The 20,559-nt window shown below is 70.6% G+C and carries 17 protein-coding genes and 2 pseudogenes; 13 read left to right on the top strand and 6 right to left on the bottom strand.

The window, feature by feature from the left end; genetic code table 11:
• Positions 1–15 precede the first annotated feature (15 nt).
• Complete coding sequence (tdh, locus tag ACFQRD_RS13430; protein ID WP_377017618.1) at positions 16–1,080, bottom strand: L-threonine 3-dehydrogenase; 1,065 nt, start codon at positions 1,078–1,080, stop codon at positions 16–18.
• A gap of 174 nt (positions 1,081–1,254) precedes the next feature.
• Between tdh and hrpA the strand changes: the two genes are divergently transcribed.
• The 3 genes from hrpA to ACFQRD_RS13415 all read left to right on the top strand — a co-directional run bounded on the left by hrpA (position 1,255) and on the right by ACFQRD_RS13415 (position 7,824).
• Complete coding sequence (gene hrpA / locus ACFQRD_RS13425; protein WP_377017447.1) at positions 1,255–5,139, top strand: ATP-dependent RNA helicase HrpA; 3,885 nt, start codon at positions 1,255–1,257, stop codon at positions 5,137–5,139.
• A gap of 485 nt (positions 5,140–5,624) precedes the next feature.
• Entirely contained in the window at positions 5,625–6,281 is a 657-nt protein-coding gene (locus tag ACFQRD_RS13420; RefSeq protein ID WP_377804529.1) for a hypothetical protein, read from the top strand.
• 85 nt (positions 6,282–6,366) lie between these two features.
• Positions 6,367–7,824, top strand: a complete 1,458-nt coding sequence (locus ACFQRD_RS13415) for an NAD-dependent malic enzyme (RefSeq protein WP_377017451.1) — start codon at positions 6,367–6,369, stop codon at positions 7,822–7,824.
• Between the two features lie 31 nt (positions 7,825–7,855).
• On the opposite strand, the gene ACFQRD_RS13410 is transcribed toward ACFQRD_RS13415, so the two are convergent.
• Positions 7,856–8,338: a VanZ family protein gene (locus tag ACFQRD_RS13410; RefSeq protein WP_377804527.1), complete on the bottom strand. Its 483-nt coding sequence runs from the start codon at positions 8,336–8,338 to the stop codon at positions 7,856–7,858.
• Positions 8,339–8,427: 89 nt separating this feature from the next.
• On the opposite strand from ACFQRD_RS13410, the gene ACFQRD_RS13405 reads away from it, so the two are divergent.
• Positions 8,428–8,802, top strand: coding sequence for a DUF3039 domain-containing protein (locus tag ACFQRD_RS13405; protein WP_377804525.1), 375 nt, complete (start codon positions 8,428–8,430; stop codon positions 8,800–8,802).
• 71 nt (positions 8,803–8,873) lie between these two features.
• The gene (locus ACFQRD_RS13400) at positions 8,874–10,670 is read left to right on the top strand and encodes a DEAD/DEAH box helicase (RefSeq protein WP_377804523.1); all 1,797 of its coding nucleotides are present in this window, start codon (positions 8,874–8,876) and stop codon (positions 10,668–10,670) included.
• A gap of 22 nt (positions 10,671–10,692) precedes the next feature.
• Here ACFQRD_RS13400 and ACFQRD_RS13395 read toward each other — a convergent pair whose 3' ends face one another.
• Complete coding sequence (locus ACFQRD_RS13395) at positions 10,693–12,072, bottom strand: nicotinate phosphoribosyltransferase (RefSeq protein ID WP_377804521.1); 1,380 nt, start codon at positions 12,070–12,072, stop codon at positions 10,693–10,695.
• Positions 12,073–12,184: 112 nt separating this feature from the next.
• Here ACFQRD_RS13395 and clpS point away from each other — a divergent pair, with 112 nt between their 5' ends.
• The 7 genes from clpS (at position 12,185) to ACFQRD_RS13360 (ending at position 17,469) form a co-directional block, all read left to right on the top strand.
• Positions 12,185–12,508, top strand: coding sequence for an ATP-dependent Clp protease adapter ClpS (clpS, locus tag ACFQRD_RS13390; protein ID WP_377017462.1), 324 nt, complete (start codon positions 12,185–12,187; stop codon positions 12,506–12,508).
• Positions 12,508–13,140: a DUF2017 domain-containing protein gene (locus tag ACFQRD_RS13385; RefSeq protein WP_377017464.1), complete on the top strand. Its 633-nt coding sequence runs from the start codon at positions 12,508–12,510 to the stop codon at positions 13,138–13,140. Before clpS ends, ACFQRD_RS13385 begins: the two co-directional genes overlap by 1 nt.
• Positions 13,141–13,360: 220 nt before the next feature.
• Positions 13,361–14,173 (top strand): glutamate racemase, encoded by an 813-nt coding sequence (murI, locus tag ACFQRD_RS13380; protein ID WP_377017466.1) that lies wholly within the window; start codon positions 13,361–13,363, stop codon positions 14,171–14,173.
• Positions 14,170–14,952, top strand: a complete 783-nt coding sequence (locus ACFQRD_RS13375; protein ID WP_377017468.1) for an MBL fold metallo-hydrolase — start codon at positions 14,170–14,172, stop codon at positions 14,950–14,952. Before murI ends, ACFQRD_RS13375 begins: the two co-directional genes overlap by 4 nt.
• A 22-nt stretch (positions 14,953–14,974) precedes the next feature.
• A complete protein-coding gene (gene rph, locus ACFQRD_RS13370) occupies positions 14,975–15,742 on the top strand; it encodes a ribonuclease PH (RefSeq protein WP_377017470.1) in 768 nt (255 codons plus the stop codon).
• The gene (gene rdgB / locus ACFQRD_RS13365; protein ID WP_377017472.1) at positions 15,739–16,377 is read left to right on the top strand and encodes an RdgB/HAM1 family non-canonical purine NTP pyrophosphatase; all 639 of its coding nucleotides are present in this window, start codon (positions 15,739–15,741) and stop codon (positions 16,375–16,377) included. Before rph ends, rdgB begins: the two co-directional genes overlap by 4 nt.
• 18 nt (positions 16,378–16,395) lie before the next feature.
• Positions 16,396–17,469: a phosphotransferase family protein gene (locus tag ACFQRD_RS13360; protein WP_377804519.1), complete on the top strand. Its 1,074-nt coding sequence runs from the start codon at positions 16,396–16,398 to the stop codon at positions 17,467–17,469.
• A 39-nt stretch (positions 17,470–17,508) separates the two neighbouring features.
• On the opposite strand, the gene ACFQRD_RS13355 is transcribed toward ACFQRD_RS13360, so the two are convergent.
• The 3 genes and pseudogenes from ACFQRD_RS13355 to ACFQRD_RS13345 form a co-directional block, all read right to left on the bottom strand.
• Entirely contained in the window at positions 17,509–18,051 is a 543-nt protein-coding gene (locus ACFQRD_RS13355) for a DUF4916 domain-containing protein (protein WP_377017476.1), read from the bottom strand.
• Entirely contained in the window at positions 18,048–18,722 is a 675-nt protein-coding gene (locus ACFQRD_RS13350) for a histidine phosphatase family protein (protein WP_377017478.1), read from the bottom strand. The genes ACFQRD_RS13355 and ACFQRD_RS13350 overlap by 4 nt, the downstream gene beginning before the upstream one ends.
• A gap of 163 nt (positions 18,723–18,885) precedes the next feature.
• Positions 18,886–19,035: pseudogene (locus ACFQRD_RS13345) on the bottom strand (integrase core domain-containing protein); the annotation flags it as partial.
• 276 nt (positions 19,036–19,311) lie between these two features.
• Between ACFQRD_RS13345 and ACFQRD_RS13340 the strand changes: the two are divergent.
• Positions 19,312–20,555, top strand: a pseudogene (locus ACFQRD_RS13340) (IS256 family transposase).
• Positions 20,556–20,559 lie beyond the last annotated feature (4 nt).

The following is a 20,559-nucleotide window of genomic DNA, read 5'->3' as shown; positions in this document are numbered from 1 at the left end:
CTCTTCAGCGGCACGTCAGTCGAGGTTCTCCCAGTCCAGCAGCACCTTCCCGCCGCTGCCGGACCCGGCGATGTCGTAGGCGCGCTCCCACTGCGAGGCGGGCAGCACGTCCGAGACGGTCGCCAGAACGCGTTCGCGCAGCAGGGGGCTGGTCGAGATCATCGCGCTCATCGCGTTCCAGGTCTCGAACATCTCGCGCCCGTAGATGCCCTGCAGCGTGAGCATGTGGGTGATCACGGTGGTCCAGTCCAGCTCGAAGTGCCGCGAGGGCAGCCCGAGCAGCGCGACCCGGCCGCCGTGGTTCATGTTGGCGATCATCTCCTGCAGGGCGCTGGGCTGGCCGGAGATCTCCAGGCCCACGTCGAAGCCCTCCTTCATGCCCAGCTCCCGCTGCGCCTGGGTCATGGTGGTGCGGCCGACGTTGACCGCCAGGTCCACGCCCATCGAGCGCGCCAGTTCGAGGCGGTGCTCGTGCAGGTCGGTGATCGCGATGTAGCGGGCGCCGGCGTGGCGGGCGACGGCAGCCGCCATCAGACCGATCGGCCCCGCGCCGGTGATCAGGACGTCCTCACCGATCAGGGGGAACTTCAGGGCCGTGTGGACGGCGTTGCCGAACGGGTCGAACACCGCTCCGAGCTCCGGGGTGATGACCTCGGTGCCTGCGTCGTGCTCATGGACCCACACGTTCAGGTGCGGGACCACGACGTACTCGGCGAACGCGCCGTCGCGCTGGACGCCCACCGAGCGGGTGCGGATGCACATCTGCTTGCGCCCGGCGCGGCAGTTGCGGCACGTCCCGCACACCACGTGGCCCTCCCCGGAGACCCGGTCGCCGACCCGCACGTCGCTGACCTCCTCGCCGACCGCGGTGACCTCGCCGTAGAACTCGTGGCCGGGCGTGAAGGGGACGGTGTCGCACATGGCTTCGGCCGAGGAGTCCCAGCTGAGGATGTGCAGGTCGGTGCCGCAGATGCCGGCGCGCAGCACGCGGATCTTCACGTCCCAGGGGCCGCACTCCGTTTCGGGCAGCTCCACCATGGTCAGGCCCGGGCCGGGCTCGGTCTTGCGCAGGGCACGCATCATCGCGGCAGCAGTCCTCCTCGGGTCATGGCCCGCCGCCGCGGGCCCGCCCGTCGATGGTAGACCGCGTCGGGGCATCCCGGCGCGCGGCGGCTGCTCGCGGGTCGAGGCGTCGACGGGCCGACGAAAATCACGAGGGCCTGCAGGCCTTCCGCCCCGTAGAGTGGAGGCGCCATGACCACGCCCTCCACCGCCGCCGGCCCGCGCCTGTCCTATCCCGCCGAGCTGCCCGTCTCCGGGCGCCGCGAGGACATCATGACGGCGATCCGCGAGAACCAGGTCGTCGTGATCGCGGGCGCCACCGGCTCCGGCAAGACCACCCAGATCCCCAAGATGCTGCTCGAGCTCGGCTACGGGCAGGGCAAGCGCCTGATCGGCCACACCCAGCCACGACGCATCGCCGCGCGCTCGGTCGCCCAGCGCATCGCGAGCGAGATGGGCGAGAAGCTGGGGGAGGGGACCGTCGGCTTCCAGGTCCGCTTCACCCGTGAGACCGGTCGCGGCACCCGGCTGAAGCTGATGACCGACGGCATCCTGCTGGCGGAGATCGGCCGCGACCGGCTGCTGAAGCGCTACGACGCGATCATCATCGACGAGGCCCACGAGCGCTCGCTGAACATCGACGTGATCCTCGGGTACCTGCGGCAGATCCTCCCGCAGCGCCCGGATCTCAAGGTCATCATCACCTCGGCGACCATCGACCCCGAGCGCTTCGCCGAGCACTTCGGGCAGCGCCTACCCTCCGGCGAGACGGAACCGGCTCCGATCATCGAGGTCTCCGGGCGCACCTACCCGGTCGAGGTGCGCTACCGGCCGCTGGTGCTGGAGGCGGAGGTCGAGGAGGACGACGAGCTCGAGGACGTCCACTCGATCGAGCGCGACCTCACCCAGGCCGTCATCGACGCCGTCGACGAACTCGCCGCCGAGGGCCCCGGCGACATGCTCGTCTTCCTCCCGGGAGAGCGCGAGATCCGCGAGATCTCCGATGCCCTGAGCACGCACCTCGATCGCGGCACGAGGGGCCGCAGCGCCCTGCCGGTCGAGGTGCTGCCCCTGTTCGGGCGGCTGTCCGCGCAGGACCAGCAGAAGATCTTCTCCCCGCCGCCTTCGGGCACCTACCGTCGGATCATCCTGTCGACCAACGTCGCCGAGACCTCGCTGACGGTCCCGGGCATCACCTACGTCATCGACTCGGGCCTGGCCCGCATCTCCCGCTACTCCCAGCGCACCAAGGTCCAGCGCCTGCCGATCGAACCGATCTCGCAGGCCAGCGCGAACCAGCGCTCCGGCCGCTCCGGCCGTACCGCCCCCGGCATCGCGATCCGCCTCTACTCCGAAGAGGACTTCGAGGGACGGCCCGAGTTCACCGAACCGGAGATCCTGCGCACCTCGCTCGCCTCCGTCGTGCTGCTGATGACCAGCCTCGGGCTGGGGGACGTGGAATCCTTCCCGTTCGTCGAGCCGCCCGCTTCCCGCGCCATCACCGATGGCGTGCGTCTGCTCGACGAGCTCGGCGCCCTCGAAGCCGCCCCCGATCAGCCCGGCGGGCGGCAGCTGACCTCCGTCGGCCGCACCCTCGCCCGCTTCCCGCTGGATCCGCGGATGGCCCGCATGCTGATCGAGGCGCACCGTCTGGGCGCCCTGCGCGAGGTGCTGATCATCGTGGCGGCACTGTCCATCCAGGATCCGCGTGAGCGGCCGCTCGGCCAGGAGCAGCAGGCGAAGGAGAAGCACAAGCGCTTCGAGGACGAGACCAGCGACTTCCTGGCTTTTCTGAACCTGTGGAACCATCTCCAGGCGCGCCGCAAGGAGCTCTCCGGCAGCGCGTTCCGCCGCGAGGTGCGCGCCGAGCACCTCCACTACCTGCGCATCCGCGAATGGTGGGATCTGCACTCCCAGCTGCGGGACATGGCCAAGGACGTCGATCTCTCGGCGAACGACAACGACGCCTCCCCGCAGGCCATCCACCAGTCCTTGCTGGCCGGGCTGCTCTCCCACGTCGGCCTCCACGACGAGCGCACCCGGGAGTACAGCGGCGCCCGCGGCGCGAAGTTCGCCGTGTGGCCGGGATCCGCGCTGGCCAAGAAGCGCCCCGACTACGTGATGGTCGCGGAGCTCGTGGAGACCTCCCGCCTGTGGGGCCGCACCGCCGCCCGCATCGATCCCGCCTGGGCCGAGGAGACGGGCGCGCACGTGGTCAAGCGCTCGTACTCTGCCCCGCACTGGTCCTCCAAGCGTGCCAGCGCCATGGCGCACGAGAAGGTCACCCTGTACGGGGTGCCCCTCGTCGCCGATCGCGTCGTCGGCTACGGCCGCATCGACCCGGTCGCGGCCCGCGAGATCTTCATCCAGAACGCGCTGATCGAGGGGGACTGGCGCACCCGCCACCACTTCTTCCGTGACAACCGCGCCCTGATCAGCGACCTGGAGGAGCTCGAGGCCAAGACCCGCCGCCGGGATCTCCTGGTCTCGGACGAGCAGCTGTTCCGCTTCTACGACGAGCGGATCCCCGCTCACGTCGTCTCCGGTAGGCACTTCGACTCCTGGTGGAAGAAGCAGCGCCACGAGACCCCGGACCTGCTCACCCTCACCGAAGGGGACCTGCTGGCCGCGGACGAGGATGTCACCGAGGCGATCCGCGCGGACTTCCCCGACACCTGGGTCCAGGGCGACATCACCCTGCCGCTGAGCTATTCCTTCGGCGAGCTCGGTGCGAAGGGCGCCGACGGGGTCACCGCCACCGTGCCGCTGGCAGTGCTGAACCGCCTCGAACCGCGCGGGTTCGACTGGCTTGTCCCGGGGATGCGCGAGGAGCTGGTCACCGAGCTGATCCGTTCCCTGCCCAAGCAGATCCGTCGCCATCTCGTCCCGGCTCCGGAGCGGGCGAAGGCGGTGGCCGCGAAACTCCACGACGACGATCCCGACAGCGGTGAGCCGTTCGTCGAGGCCGCGGCCGACGAACTCGTGGACCTGCCGGGCGTCCCCGACGACCTCCCGCTGTACGGACCGGAGTTCGACCTCACCAAGCTGCCGGCCCACCTACGGATGCATTTCCGAGTGGTCGATTCCAAGGGCCGCGAGATCGGCTCGGGCGATGACCTCGAGGCTCTGAAGCAGCGACTGCAGAAGCGGGTCGAGGCCTCCGTCTCGTCCCAGGGCGATGACCTCGCCCGGACCGATCTGCCCACGTTCCCCGAGCAGGGGATCCCGGCCGTCCACGAATCCACCGTCGGCGGGCTCAAGGTCACCGGGTACCCCTCCCTCGTGGCGCGGCGGGGCGCCGACGGGCGGCTCGAGCGCGTGGACCTGGCGGTGCTGACCACCGCCGACGAACAGGCACTCGCCCATCGCGAGGGCGTGATCGCGCTGCTGGACCGCGAGCTGGGTGCGGATCTCTCGTCCGTGCTGAACGCGCTGCCCAACCCCACCAAGCTCGCCGTCTCCGGCTCCGACTACTCCTCGACGGCGTCGATGCTCGCCGACGCGTCCCGCGCCGCCACCTCGCATCTGGCGGGTGAGGCCCAGGTGCGCACGCGCGCCGAGTACGACCAGCTGCTGGACCGGGTGCGCAGCGAGCACGACGCTCTGGCCGCCCAGGCGGTGAAGGATGCCGCCTCGGCCCTCGCCGTCAGCGCGCGCCTGCACAAGGAGCTCAGCCGGGTCCCGTCCCTGGCCGTGCTCTCCCACCTCACGCAGATCCGAGAGCACGCCGCCTCGCTGCTCGGTGACGGGTTCATCTCCCGCACCGGCATCGATCACCTGCCTGACCTGCGCCGGTACCTCGAAGCCGATGCGATCCGCCTGGAGAAGCTGCCGGAGAACCCGCGCCGCGACGAGCAGCTGGCCTGGCAGATCGCCGATCTGACGAACTACTGGCACACCGAGCGGGCCAAGCTCTCGCCCCGTCGGCGCGCCCAGCCCGACGCCCGCGAGATCGACTGGATGCTCGAGGAGCTGCGCGTGAGCCTGTTCGCCCAGCAGCTCGGCACCAAGCAGACCGTCTCGGACAAGCGGATCCGCAAGGCGATCGCCGAGCTGTCCACCGGCGACGGTCGCTGACCGCAGGCGCGCTCCGGAGCCGCCGCCCCCGGAGGCCTCACCGTCCCCGTGGGGCGTTCTCGCACGGCTCGGCATCGACCCGAATGCCGCGGCGACTCACGGGCATATGCCCGAATACGCCGCACTCGGGATCCCGGCGCGGAGATATGACCTCCAGTGTGCCGGAGCGCATATATCCGCCGTGGTGCAGACCACCTCGGCGGCGTGTTCCACGACGCATTCGGAAGCTTTGCCTTTTTGTGCGAGTGGTGACGGCGGTGCCGGAACTTCTGGGCCGGGGGGTCGGTGCAATCACCGCATGGCCTGCCCAGACGTCACGTGATGAAAGTGTGCAGGAGTTTGTCCCACGGTCATGGGAAGGGAAACTCGAGGTCGCGGTGAAAACCCTGGCGCTGCGCCGGGTATTCACACCCCGTGATCATCCCGTTACGTTGGCGGAGCTCGGAAGGTGCCGAGCGCCTTCCACTGTTGTTCGAGCCCGAAGGGTGCCGCTCTCTTGTCTTCTCTCTTCGTTCCTGCCTGCTTCGTCCTCCGCCGGCCGGTCCGCCGCGGCCTCCGCACCGCTGTCCCGCCGCGGCCTGTTCGCCGCCGGGACGGTCGGGCTCGCCTCGCTGACCTCTCTCGCCGTCGCCGCACCCGCCTCCGCGCAGGGCGAGACGTGGACAGAGGCGTTCATGACCCGTGAGGAGACCCGCGAGGGCTTCGAGATCGGTGCCATGGACCAGTGGCAGGTGGAGAACGCGCAGTTCATCATCGCCGTCTGCAAGGGCCACGGCCTCGAGGAGGCGGTCACCACGGTCACGCTGATCACCGCCATCGTGGAGTCCTGGCTGTACAACTACGAGCCCGCCGTCGACCTCGACTCCGGCGGTCTGTTCCAGCAGCGGCCCTCGATGGGCTGGGGGAGCGCGGCCGATGTGCGGCACAAGAAGAAGGCCATCGACGCCTTCCTCGGCCTCGGCGAGATCTCGTCCGCGCCGGGCCTCCTCCAGGCGGTGCCGGACGTCGCGAGCTGGGAGCCCGGTCAGGCTGCTCAGACGGTGCAGGCCTCGGCCCACCCCGAGCGCTACGCCGAGCAGGTCACCAGCGCACGGACGATCATGGACCGGTACTCGCGCAAGGTCGCGCCGTTCACCGCCTGAGATCGTGAGCGGCGGCCGGAATCGTCGCTCCGCCGCGGGTCGGTGCGTGCGCCGCTGAGCCGCCGACATCGTTAGGCTGTGCCTCATGTCACCGATGCCCTCCGTGAGCTACTCCATCACCATCCGCCTCGAGTTCGCGGCGCGATCCGCCGCGGTCAGCGACATCACCGGGCGCATCGAGAGACACGGCGGTTCCGTGACCGCGCTCGATGTCTCCGCCTCCGGGCCGGAGCGCATGCGCGCCGACATCACCGTGCTGACCGCCGGCCATGACCACGCCATGGAGGTCGTCGATGATCTCCGGACGATCGAGGGCGTCGAGCTCGGCAAGGTCTCGGATCGCACCTTCCTGGCCCACCTCGGCGGCAAGCTCACCGTCGAGTCGAAGATGCCGATCCGGCATCGCGACGACCTCTCGATGGTCTACACGCCGGGCGTCGCCCGCGTGGTCAAGGCCGTCGCCGAGAACCCCGAGGACGCCCGGCGACTGACCATCAAGCGCAACACCGTCGCCGTCGTCTCCGACGGCTCCGCGATCCTCGGGCTGGGAGACCTCGGCCCGCTGGCCGCGATGCCCGTGATGGAGGGCAAGGCCGCGCTGTTCAAGCGGTTCGCCGGCATCGACGCCTTCCCGATCTGCCTGGACGCGCACTCGGTCGACGACATCGTCGCCCATGTCAAGGCGATCGCCCCCGTGTTCGCGGGCATCAACCTCGAGGACATCTCCGCCCCGCGCTGCTTCGAGATCGAGGACCGTCTGCGCGCCGAACTGGACATCCCCGTCTTCCACGACGACCAGCACGGCACTGCGATCGTCGTCGTGGCCGCCCTGCGAAATGCCCTCCGCGTCGTCGAGAAGGACCTGACCACCGCTCGCATCGTCCTGGCCGGGGCCGGCGCGGCCGGTACCGCGATCCTGCGCCTGCTGCGCGCCGCCGGCGCGCGCGACGTCGTGGTCACCGACATCGACGGCATCATCCATGAGGGCCGTGAGAACCTCGCCGGTCGCCTGCCGTGGATCGCGGAGGTCACCAATCCTCGCGAGCTCACCGGGACCATCGGTGACGCGATCGAGGGGGCCGACGTCTTCATCGGCGTCAGTGCCGGCAACATCCTCACCGCACAGGACGTCTCGACCATGGCCGAGCGCTCGGTCGTCTTCGCGATGGCCAACCCCACCCCGGAGATCGACCCGTCCGAGGCCGCGAAGTACGCCGAAGTGGTCGCCACGGGCCGCAGCGACTTCGCCAACCAGATCAACAACGTGCTCGCCTTCCCCGGGGTGTTCCGCGGACTGCTGGACGCCCATGCCACGCGGGTCACCGACCGGATGCTGCTGGCGGCGGCCAACGCGCTGGCCGACGTCGTCACCGCCGAGGAGCTGAATCCGACCTACATCGTGCCCAGCGTCTTCCACGACGGGGTCACCAAATCCGTCGCGGGGGCGGTGGAGCAGGTGGCCCGGGAGGACGCCGGAACGGTGGACACGATCACGGGCGCGATGCCCACGGTCTACGCGGACGAGATCACGCTGAACGGCTGAGCTGCCGAACGGCTGACCCTCCGCCGAGGCGTCAGTGCTGGGAGGCGGTCTCCCCGCGCTCCTGGTCCCTCTCGCCGAGAGGATCGTGCTCCGCGGCGTCCCGGTGGCGCCGACGCTCTGCGAGCCACAGGCCCACGCCGAGCGCGATGCCGAGGACGTCGAAGAGGAGGTCGACGACGTCGCCCGTGCGTCGGGGCAGGGCGATCAGCTGGATGAGCTCGATAAGCAGGGCGTGCGCGAACGCGGCGATCACCACCCATCCCATGGGGAATCGTCTGTGCGGTGCCAGCAGGCGGCCGGCCGCCCAGACGAGCAGGGCGAAGAGCAGCAGGTGGACTGACTTGTCCAGGCCGGGGACGCCGGCGCCCGGGGTGCCCGCGGGGATCGAGGGCAGATAGAAGCTGGCGTTCGCCACGATCGCCAGGGCGAGCAGACCGACGCGCCACGGCAGGGAGCCGCCCACCCGTCGGACCTCGTGCGGGAGACGGCGGAGGAACTCGGCGACAGCGTCCATGGCGGGCATTGTTCCAGGGGTGACGCCTGTCTCCGTGGAGGCTGGGCCGCTAAGCTCGCCCCAGCACGACATCGACCGAGGGAGTTGCCATGTCCTCCAGCACGTCCGATCCGTCCCGGATGGACCCGTACAGCGATGACCCGGGCGCGTCACCGGGCAGCACCGCGGTCCTCGACCGGCAGCTGCAGGAGCAGGAGCAGACCACCGACGACGGTGACCACGACCGGTTCGCCCACTACGTGCGCAAGGACAAGATCACTCAGGCGGCGCTGGACGGCACGCCCGTGATCGCGCTGTGCGGCAAGGTGTGGGTCCCCGGGCGCTCGCCCGACAAGTACCCGGTGTGCCCCGAGTGCAAGGAGATCTACGAGGGCATGCGCGAACCGCAGGACGGCGGCGGCGACAGCAAGGGCGGCTCCGGGCGCGGCGGCGGCTTCCGCGGCTTCTTCGGCGGGCGGCGCTGAGGGAGAGCTGACTTCCTCACATCGGACCCGGCGGCGGGTCGTCGTACCGCGGCGGTACCGTGGTGCACGCTGTGAATACCTCCCCCCTGTTCTCCGCGAACGATCCCCGCCAGCCCTCCGAGGCGGCCGCGCGATCGCTGCCGCCGGCCTACCCCGAACGCGCCGCCTGGGGCACGGTTCCCAAGCTGCGCGCCTGGCAGTCCGAGGCGCTCGAGCTCTACCGCAGCACCGCCCCGAAGGACTTCCTGGCCGTCGCGACCCCGGGCGCCGGTAAGACCACCTTCGCCCTGCAGGTCGCCGCCGGCCTGCTCTCCGAGGGCACCGTCCGGCGCATCACGGTAGTCGCGCCGACGGAGCATCTGAAGACGCAGTGGGCCGACGCCGCCGCCCGCGTCGGCATCTCCCTGGACCCGAACTTCACCAATGCCCAGGGCGCTCACGGCTCCCACTACCAGGGCGTCGCGGTGACGTACGCCCAGGTGGGCATGCATCCCGCGCTGCATCGGGCCCGCACCGAGGCCGATCGCACCCTGGTGATCCTCGACGAGATCCACCACGCCGGCGACTCACTGACCTGGGGCGACGGCGTGCGCGAGGCGTTCGACCCCGCGACGAGGCGCCTGGCGCTGACCGGTACGCCCTTCCGTTCCGACTCCTCGCAGATCCCGTTCGTCACCTACGAGGACGACGGCCAGGGCTTTTTGCGCTCCAAGGCGGATTACGTCTACGGATACGGGGAGGCGCTGCGCGATCACGTGGTCCGTCCCGTGCTGTTCATGACCTACTCGGGCCGGATGCACTGGCGCACCAAGGCCGGTGACGAGGTCTCCGCGCAGCTCGGGGCGATGGAGACCAAGGACATCACCCAGCAGGCCTGGCGCACCGCGCTGGACCCCAAGGGGGAGTGGATCCAGTCGGTGCTCTCGGCCGCGGACCGACGGCTGACCGAGCTGCGCCGCCACGTCCCCGACGCCGGCGGCCTGGTGATCGCGACCGACCAGAAGGCCGCCCGCGCCTACGCCGCGACCCTGCAGGAGATCTGCGGCCAGGAACCCACCGTCGTCCTGTCCGACGATGCCGGCGCCGGCCGGCGCATCGAGGCCTTCTCCGAGTCCGACGATCGCTGGATGGTCGCAGTGCGCATGGTCTCCGAGGGCGTGGACGTGCCGCGCCTGGCTGTGGGCGTCTACGCCACCTCCACGGCGACCCCCATGTTCTTCGCCCAGGCCGTGGGCCGCTTCGTGCGCTCTCGGACCCGCGGCGAGACGGCCAGCGTGTTCCTGCCGACGGTGCCGATCCTGATGGCCCACGCCGGCGAGCTCGAGGCCGAGCGCGATCACGTGCTGGACCGTCGGCCCGACGAGGTCACAGGCCTCGACGAGAGCCTCATCGAGCAGGCGAACCGCTCCGAGAAGGCCAGCGAGGACCTCGAGATGTCCTTCGAGGCGCTCGAGTCCGAGGCGTCCTTCGACCGGGTCCTGTTCGACGGCGGCGAGTACGGCGCCGGGGGCATGGCCGGCAGCGAGGACGAGCAAGGATTCCTCGGCATCCCGGGCCTGCTGGATGCGGATCAGATGCGCACCGTCCTCCAGCAGCAGCAGGCCGAGCAGCAGGCCCGCCGTCAGCGCAGCGGGCCCACCGAGCAGCCGCAGACGCCGGGCGTGGTGGATCATCGCCGACTCATGGAGCTGCGCAAGGAGCTCAGCACCCTGGTCTCGGCCTGGTCGCGAAAGTCCGGCACTCCGCACGGTTCGGTGCACAACACGCTGCGCAGCCGCAGCGGCGGGCCGGCGGTCGCCCAGGCCAGTGCCGAGCAGATCCAGGCGCGAATCGACATCGTGCGCGGCTGGTTCGTCGGCCGTCGCTGAGGGGGCGCTGCCGGTCAGCGCGTCAGCGCAGAACCCGTGCCGCCTCGACGCCGTCGGTGACGGTGGGGATGGCGATCGGGCCGTCGGGCCCGTCGTCGGCCGGCAGATCCAGTTCGCGGATCGAGTCCGCGTGCCGCTGACGCGCCTTCTCGACCCGCTCCGGGGGACGCAGCGGGTCCGTCGGCTCGCCGCCGAGGATCATCGGGACCTGCAGGGGGCGCAGATTCGTGCGGCTCCAGTCCGGGTTGGCCTCGGCCGCCAGCAGCTCCGCGGTCAGCTCCCGTTCGAACTCGGCGATCTCCGCCTCGCCGGGCAGCACCAGCTCCGCGTGGGCGCGATCGCCCACCAGCATCCGGAAGGCACGCTTGCCGGCGCCGAGCGTCGCCTTGTCCAGCGACTGCTTGCCGACGGGGTGCATCGCCCCGTCGGCCCCCTCGCGCTCGACCAGCTTGTACACGAACCCGGGCGCGGGGTGGCCGCCGCCGGTGACCAGGCGGGTGCCGATGCCGTAGCCGTCCAGCGGGGAGGAGGCCAGCTCCTCGACGCGGTACTCGTCCAGATCCCCGGTGGCGGTGACGCGGGTCGTCGTCGCCCCGAGCGAATCGAGCAGTCGACGGACCTCGCCGGCCTGCTCGGCGAGATCGCCGGAATCGAGTCTCACCGCTCCGAGCTCCGGCCCGGCGAGGTCCACCGCGGTGCGGATCGCGGTCTCCACGTCGTAGGTGTCCACCAGCACCGTCGTGCCGGTTCCCTGGGAGACCAGCTGGGCGCGGAAGGCCTCCTCCTCGCTGTCGAACAGCAGCGTGAAGGAATGCGCCGCGGTGCCGGCGACGGGGATCCGGTAGTGCGCGCCGGCCGCGAGGTTCGAGGTGGAGGCGAAGCCGACGACGTAGGCGGCGCGGGCGGCGGCGATGGCGGCGTCCTCGTGGACGCGGCGCCCACCCATCTCGATGCAGGGGCGGCCGCGGGCCGCGGTGATCATGCGCGAGCCGGCCGAGGCGATCCCGCTGTCGTGGTTGAGGATCGAGAGCACCACCGTCTCCAGGATCACCGCGTCCTCGAAGGTGCCCTCGACGCGCAGCACGGGGGAGCTGGGGAAGAACAGCTCACCTTCCTCGTAGCCGTGGACATCACCGGAGAAGCGGTACCGGGCCAGATGCTCCAGCGTGTCCTCGTCCAGCACGCCCGCCCCGCGCAGATAGCGCAGATCGGCGTCGTCGAAACGGAAGTCGGCGATCGCGTCGAGCACGCGGCCGGTGCCGGCGAGGACGCCGTAGCGGCGGCCCTCGGGCAGGGAACGGGTGAACACCTCGAAGACGCAGCGTCGCGACGCGGTGCCGGCCCGGCGGGCAGCTTGCACCATCGTCAGCTCGTAGAGGTCGGTGAGCAGGGCGGAAGTCACAGTGTCCACCGTAATGCGTGCCGGGCCAGCAGATCGCCGGGCGCGCCCCGTAGACTCGACGGGCACCGCGTCCCGGCAGATCGGGACGTGGCGGGACACAGGAGGAGCACGAATGCCGGTCGAGCTGCCGCGGGCTGAGCCCGACACGGGCTCGCTGACCGATCTCTCCCACAGCAACCAGCTGACGATGGACGCCGAGGGGCCCTGGTGCACGGTGGTCTGGAACGACCCCGTGAACCTGATGAGCTACGTCACCTTCGTCTTCCGCCGCTACTTCGGGTACTCGCGCCTGGTCGCCGAGCAGCTCATGACACAGGTCCATGAGGAGGGGCGGGCGATCGTCTCGCGCGGGTCCCGCGAACGCATGGAGACCGACGTGCAGGCCATGCATTCCTACGGCCTGCGGGCCACGTTGGAGAAGGCGGAGGAGGACTGATGGCGCATGCGTTCCGCCGTCGGCCCGACGGCTCCCTGGCCTGCCGGCTCGACGGCGAGGAGAAGGCGATCATCGCCCAGGTCGCCCAGGAGACCGCGGAGCTGATCCGCGGCGACCTCGGGATCGACTCGGATGCCGATCCGCTGCGTCGTGCCGCCGAGAGCGAGGACCCGCTGCGCCGGCTGGAGGCCGAGTTCGCAGGCCGCGATGCCCGCGAGCCCGCGGACTCCGCCGTCAAGCGCCTGTTCCCGGCGGCCTCGGAGGATCCGACGCTCGCCGCCGAGTACCGCCGGCTGGGTCAGCAGGACCTCGCCGACGGCAAGCTCGCCGACCTCCGCCGCGTGATGGCGATCCTGGACGCCAGCGGCAGCGAGCACAGCGAGGTCGTGCTGGACGATGACGACGCCCTGGCGGTGCTGCGCGCGCTGAACGACGTGCGGATCGTGCTCGCGGACCGTCTGGACCTCCAGCGCGACGGTGACTTCGACACCGTGCGGATGCTGCAGCAGATCGGCGAGCGCGTGGAGGGGGCGAGCGAGACCGACGACGACACCGTCGGCTCCGACATCGTCATCGCCGTCTACGAGCTGCTGTCGTGGCTGCAGGAGAGCCTGCTGCGGGCATTGGACTGAACGACGACCGGCGAACCCGCAGTGGTCCGCGAGGAACGAGCGGGCCGCGCAGGGTGAGCGGGAGGAGTTCAGTCGGTTGGATAGTGGACTGAGCGACGAACTGTGAGCCCGTCGTGGTCCGCGAGGAACGATTGGGTCGCGCAGGGGCGCGACTGTGAAACTGCACCCAGTGAGCGCGCCACGAGTGTTTCGGGGACCCCGCGACACTAGCCTTGCCGGGATGAACAACGCGCCGATCGGGATCCTCGACTCCGGGGTGGGCGGGCTGACCGTGGCCCGAGCCATCCTCGACCAGCTGCCGCAGGAGGAGCTGGTCTACATCGGCGACACCGCGCACAGTCCGTACGGGCCCCGCCCCATCGCCGACGTGCGCGCGCTGGTGCTGGGGATCATGGACGATCTCGTCGAGCACGGCGTGAAGCTGCTGGTGATCGCCTGCAACACCGCCTCGGCCGCCGTGCTGCGCGATGCCCGCGAGCGCTATCAGCTGCCGGTGGTCGAGGTGATCCAGCCCGCTGTGCGCCGCGCCGTCGCCGCCACCCGCAACAACCGCATCGGCGTGATCGGCACGCAGGGCACGGTGACCTCCCGTGCCTACGAGGACGCGTTCGCCGCGGCGCCCGATCTGGAGATCGTCACCCAGGCCTGCCCCCGCTTCGTCGAGTTCGTCGAGAACGGGGTCACCATGGGCGACGTCGTCGCGGAGGTCGCCGAGGAGTACCTGGCCCCGGTCCGTGAGGCCGGCGTGGACACCCTGGTGCTGGGCTGCACCCACTACCCGATGCTCGCCGGCCCGATCAGCTACGCGATGGGACCGGACGTCACCCTGGTCTCCTCCGCCGAGGAGACCGCGCTGGACGTCTACCGCCAGCTGCGCGGCACCGACCAGCTGCGTCAGTCGGAGCGCTCGCCGCGCCACGTCTTCGCCCAGACGGCCGACGGGGATGGCAGCGAGTCCTTCGCCCGCCTCTCGCGCCGCTTCCTCGGGCCGACGCTCGACATGACCGCCTCCCTGCCGGTGGTCTCGGCATGAGGCTGACCGTCATCGGCTGCAGCGGCAGCTTCGCCGGCCCCGACAGCGCCGCCTCCAGCTACCTCATCGAGCAGGAGGACACCAGCGGCCGCCTCTGGCGGGTGCTGATGGACCTCGGCTCCGGCGCGTTCGGCCCGCTCCAGCGCGTGATCGACCCGGCGGAGCTGGACGCGGTGATCATCTCCCACCTCCACCCCGATCACTACCTCGACCTCACCGGTCTCGAGGTGTTCTGGGCCTACCACGAGCGCGACGACCTCCCGCAGCTGCCGATCCACGCCCCGGAGCCGCTGCCGGACCGGCTCTCAGCGGTGCTGTGCCGTGAGGGGTACGTCCCCGCCGGCGTCGACGGCGTGCCGTTCGCCTACCACGCCCTCGCCGACCGCCGGGACTTCTCCATCGGCCCCCTCGACATCGAGGTGCGCGCGGTGACCCACCCCGTCGAGGCCTACGGCTTCCGGATCACCGGCGGGGGCGGCGTGCTCGCCTACTCCGGGGACACCGACTCCTGCCCGGCCCTGGACGACCTGGCCGTCGGCGCGGACCTCTTCCTGTGCGAGGCCGGGTACATCGAGGGCCGCGACGACCGCTTCAGCGGCGTCCACCTCACCGGCCGCCGCGCCGGGCAGTGCGCGACCCGCGCCGGCGTCGGGCAGCTGGCGCTGACCCACATCCCGGCCTGGACCGAGCCCGCCGTCACCCTCGCAGAGGCCCGCGCCGCCCACGACGGCCCGATCCAGGTGGTCCGTCCCATGGATATCCTCGACGTGTCCGCCTGAACATCCCCACGAAGGGAGCTCCGTGAGCTCACAGACCCAGACCGAGCCCGCGCCGGCCGGTGACCGCGTCGACGGCCGCACCCCGGATCAGCTGCGCGAGGTGCGCATCACCCGCGACTGGCTCGACCACGCCGAAGGCAGCGCCCTGATCGAGTTCGGCCGCACCCGTGTGCTGTGCGCCGCCTCCTTCACCGAGGGCGTGCCGCGGTGGAAGCAGGGCTCCGGCTCGGGCTGGGTCACCGCCGAGTACGCGATGCTCCCGCGCGCGACCAACTCCCGGTCCCAGCGCGAGAGCGTCAAGGGCAAGATCGGCGGCCGCACCCACGAGATCTCCCGCCTGATCGGCCGCTCCCTGCGCGCGGTCATCGACCTCGACGCCCTGGGGGAGAACACGATCCAGCTGGACTGCGACGTGCTCCAGGCCGACGGCGGCACCCGTACCGCCGCGATCACCGGCGCCTACGTCGCCCTGGCCGACGCGATCGCCTGGGGCAAGCGCCACACCTCCCTCCCCGCCGCCCGGGAGATCCTCACCGACTCCGTCAGCGCCATCAGTGTCGGCATCGTCAGCGGGCGTCCGCTGCTGGACCTGGAGTACCGCGAGGACGTCGAGGCCGAGACCGACATGAACGTCGTGGTCACCGGCGCCGGGTCCTTCGTCGAGATCCAGGGAACCGCCGAGGGCGCCCCCTTCGACCGCACCGAGCTCGGATCCCTGCTCGACCTGGCCACCGGCGGGTGCACCACCCTCGCCGGCATCCAGCGCGAGGCCCTGGACCAGCCGCGATGAGCGCGAGCGTCGCCGGCGTGCCCGAGGGAGCCCGGGTCATCCTGGCCACCCACAACGCCAAGAAGCTGCACGAGCTGCAGCGCATCCTGGTGGCCGCGGTCCCCGGCCTGGAGGCCGAAGCCGTCATCTCCTCGGCGGGGATCGACCTGCCGGACGTGGTGGAGGAAGCGGTCACCTTCCAGGGCAACGCCCTGCTGAAGGCGCACTCCGCCGCCGAGGCGACCGGCCTGCTGGCGGTGGCCGACGATTCCGGCCTCTCCGTGGATGTGCTGGGCGGCTGCCCGGGCATCTTCTCGGCTCGCTGGAGCGGGCGCCACGGTGACGACGAGGCCAACAACGATCTGCTGCTCGCCCAGCTCGCGGACATCCCCGACGAGTACCGCACGGCACGGTTCGTGTGCGCGGCGGCGCTGGTGGCCCCCGACGGCACCGAGATCGTCGAGCGCGGCGTGATGACCGGCCGGCTGCTTCGCGAGCGCCACGGCGAGGGCGGCTTCGGGTACGACCCGATCTTCCTGCCCGACGGGGAGGGACGCTCGGCCGCCGAGCTCGCCCCCGAGCAGAAGGATGCGATCTCCCACCGCGGCGAAGCCTTCCGCGCCATCGCCGAGCACGTCGCCCAGCTCCTGGGCTGAGAAGTCACGGCGCACGGCGTGAACCCAGCGGAGGCGCCGTGGCGCGAGGCCGTCGCTGCCATGATCGGCACCTCGAGCGTCGATCTCGAGGACGTTCGACGCGAACCCCTGGACTACGACGCGTTCCTGGCCCACCGTGACGTGCACCGGCTGCGCGGTGCGGCCGTCACCGGCACCGGACGCCGGCCCTGGTCACTGATCGAGAAGGTGACCGAGGGCCCGGCCACGGCCTCGCCGTACCTGCTGGACAACGGCCGACGCGAGCACGCCGCCTACACCTCCGGCCTGCTCGAGGACCTGGCACCGTCGCTGGTGGCGCCGCGCCTGTACGGCTCGCAGGTCAAGGCCGACGGCCGGATCACGCTGTGGCTCGAAGAGATCCGCGACGAGGCGCCCCGGCCCCTGGAGGGCGGGTCGCTGCTGGCGATCTCGCGAGATCTCGGCGCGATGGCGGGACGGTGGCTGGACCGGGTCCCGTCTCACCCCTGGCTGTTCACCGGCTGGATCGACCGGCACGCGCAGCCGGAGGCGATGGAGGCCGGACTGGCCACTCTGGAGCGCGCGAGGACGCCATCGAGCCTCTCGTGGACCGGCCGCGTGGGCGAGGCACAGGAGCTGATCCGCGCGCAGCCCCGTGTGCGCACGATTCTCGAGGCGCTTCCGCAGACGCTGTGCCACCACGACGCGGTGGGCGCGAACACTCTGCGCAGCGGCGGTCGCAGCGTATTGATCGATTGGGAGTCGGTGGGGCCGGGCCCGGTGGGCGCGGATCTCGCGTCCCTGCTGTTCGCCTCCGTCCGGCGCGGCGACGCGTCGGCGCACGTGGTCCGCTCGCTCGTCGAGGACGCCTTCGACGCCTATGTCGAGGGGCTGCGCTCCGAAGACGCGGAGGCCGACGTCGCTGCCGCTCGCCGTGGGTGCGAGGCCGCGATCTGCCTGCGCTGGAAGCTCGCCGCCGACGTCGCCGAGACGGCCCTGGAGGGCCGCCCGGCGCGGCGGGGGAGCGCGCCGGAGGAATCTCCCGAGCAGGCGCTCGAAGAGCTCACGCAGCTGGTCGGCATCCTGCTGGATGCGGCCCGACGCGTTCTCTAGAGGGACGAGGTCAGTTCCCGCGAGCGGGCCGTCAGCGCCTCAGGTGGCGCCGACGTAGGCGAGGGCACGGCGCACGATCAGGTCGCGGCCACCGGTCATCTCCTCGAGCGGAGAGGGCTCCGCCAGCAGCTCGTCGAGCCCGAACCACGCCATCTCCAGCGCGTCCTCCTGCGGGGCCGTCTCCCCGTCGATCGGGACGATGTAGGCCATGGAGACGGCGTGCTGGCGCTGATCGTGGAACGGCGAGATCCCCGGGGTGGGGAAGTACTCGGCGACCGTGAAGGGCACGGGGGAGACGGGGATGCGCGGCAGCGCCATCGGCCCCAGGTCCTTCTCGATGTGCCGGGAGATGGCCTCGCGGATCGTCTCGTGGATCAGCACCCGCCCGGAGACGATGGCGCGCACGATCTGCCCGCCCCCGTCGGCCCGCAGCAGCAGTCCGACCTCGACGACGCTGCCGTCCAGGTCGGTGCGCACCGGCACGATGTCCACGTACGGGATCGGGAGACGGCGACGCAGTTCCTCGATGCCCTCGGGTTCGAACCATGCGCCCTCGGTGTCCACGGCGGTGCGGTTGGTCATCGGGTACCTCCCTGGAGAGCGTCGGTCGGGTCCTGGTCGGCGACGGCCTGGGCCGCCTCGGGCTTCTCGGCGAAGAATCGGGGGTTGCGGTCGCGGGAGGGGACTTCCACCTCGTTGTCGACCGTTCTGCCCGCGATCATGCGGATCCGCCAGGTGGTGTCCTCGAGCTCGATCACCGAGAGGGTCGCGTTCGGGATCGAGGGCAGGGGCCGCTCGATGATGCCCGACAGCAGGAACCGGATGAGAGTGCCGTGCGCGACGACGAGCACCTTCTGGCCGGGGAAGCGCTCCTCCAGCGCTTCGAGCGCGTCATAGCCGCGGTCGGCGACGGCCTGGTAGTCCTCGCGGCCCGGGAAGGACCGGTCGGGGTAGAGCTCCTGCATCTCCTCGACCGGCCGGCCCTCGGCCTCGCCCCAGTCGATCTCCACCAGCTTCGCCTCGGTGCCGCCGAAGGGGATGCCGTGGTCCGCTGCGATGATCCGCGCCGTGTGCTCGGCGCGCTGCAGCGGCGAGGAGACGACCACGTCCCAGACCATGTCGGGCAGCTCGTCGAAGGCGCGGTGGGCCTGTTCGACACCGGTCTCGTTCAGCGGTATGTCCGAGGAGCCCTGGAACAGGTTGTGGAGGTTGTAGTCCGTCTGCCCATGGCGGACGAGCCCGAACAGGGTCATGAAGCGTCTCCTCGGAAAAGGGGTGTGTTCCGTGCGCGAGAAGGGACTCGAAACCCGCTCTCACGTCGTCAGGAACAGCGTATACGCACGGCACCGTGGGTTCACGCCTCCCTGCCGTTCCCCCGGCTTCTCCGTGAACCGGCCGGGTTCTCTGCCACTGGTTTGCGGGTTCGGGCCCTCGGGTGAGGGCCTCGTAGTAAAGCGTCTCGAACTCTATCGGGGTGAGCATCCCGAGAGAGCCGTGGAGGCGCCGGTTGTTGTACCAGTTAACCCATCCGGCCGTTGCGTTCTCGGCGCCTGCGAGGGTGCGGTAGTTGTAAAACCGCGATCTCGCCGGTTCGGGGGTTGACCTTGATGAGGTGGTAGACCTCGCGGATGACGTAGCGCTTCAGTCAACGGACGACGTCGCGCTTGCTCCTGCCTTCGGCCGCCCGACGGGCGACGTAAGCGGCATAGATCCCGTAGCGAGAGTTGAGTCCCGCATAGTGGTGTAGCGCGGTGGCTGCCGTGATCGTCCCGGACGGGGACGCGGCCACCGTGTGATCCTTCGAGTGAACCTTCCACAGCACTCTCGAACGGAGTCATCACGATGACCGCTCCTCATATTGTCGACCCTCACGGCCTGCTCGGTGAAGCCCTGGCCGAGGCCTCCCCGGATCTGATGCGCAGCATGCTGCAAACGATCATCAACGACCTCCTCTCGGCGGACGCCGACGCGGTCGCCGGCGCTGAGTACGGCCGCCCCAGCACCGACCGTGTCGCTCAACGCAACGGCTACCGCCACCGTGACCTCGACACCCGCGTGGGCACGGTCGATGTCGCCGTCCCCAAGCTCCGCACCGGCACGTACTTCCCCGAGTGGCTGCTGGAGCGCCGCAAACGCGCAGAATCCGCCCTGATCACCGTGGTCGCCGACTGCTACCTCGCCGGTGTCTCCACCCGCCGCATGGACAAGTTGGTGAAGACCCTCGGCATCAACTCGCTTTCGAAGTCGCAGGTCAGTCGCATGGCAGCAGATCTCGACGAGCACGTCGAGCAGTTCCGCCACCGTCCCCTGGACGAGGCTGGGCCCTTCACGTTCGTCTCCGCTGATGCGCTGACGATGAAGGTTCGCGAGGGCGGGTGATCAACGCCGTGGTCCTGCTCGCTACCGGCGTCAACGGCGATGGGCACCGCGAGGTCCTCGGTATGCGGGTGGCAACCTCCGAGACCGGCGCGGCCTGGAACAGCTTCTTCGCCGACCTCGTCTCCCGCGGCCTGGGCGGAGTCCGCCTGGTCACCTCCGATGCCCATGCCGGGCTGGTCGAAGCGATCGCCGCCCATCTGCCTGGCGCGTCCTGGCAGCGGTGCCGGACCCACTACGCGGCGAACCTCATGGGCATCTGCCCCAAGGGCATGTGGCCTGCGGTGAAGGCGATGCTGCACAGCGTCTATGACCAGCCCGACGCCGCGGCGGTGAACGCCCAGTTCGAGAGGCTGCTGGACTACGTCGGCGAGAAGCTTCCGGCTGTGGCCGAGCACCTCGACGCCGCCCGAGCTGATGTCCTTGCGTTCACTGCTTTCCCCAAGGACGTCTGGGTCCAGATCTGGTCGAACAACCCCACCGAACGCTTGAACCGCGAGATCCGCCGGCGCACCGACTCCGTCGGGATCTTCCCCACCCGCGACGCGATCGTCCGCCTCATCGGCGCAGTCCTGGCCGAACAGACCGACGAATGGGCCGAAGGCCGCCGATACCTCGGCCTCGACGTCCTCGCCCGCTGCCGCCTGACCATCACCACCACCCCCGAGAAGGAGATGACCACCAACTCCCTACCCGCCCTGACAGCCTGACCCC

This window comes from Brachybacterium sp. GCM10030268 (assembly GCF_042666305.1).
Taxonomy (GTDB): Bacteria; Actinomycetota; Actinomycetes; order Actinomycetales; family Dermabacteraceae; genus Brachybacterium.
Note: the sequence above shows the minus strand (reverse complement) of the source record. Positions and strands in the feature narration are given on the sequence as shown.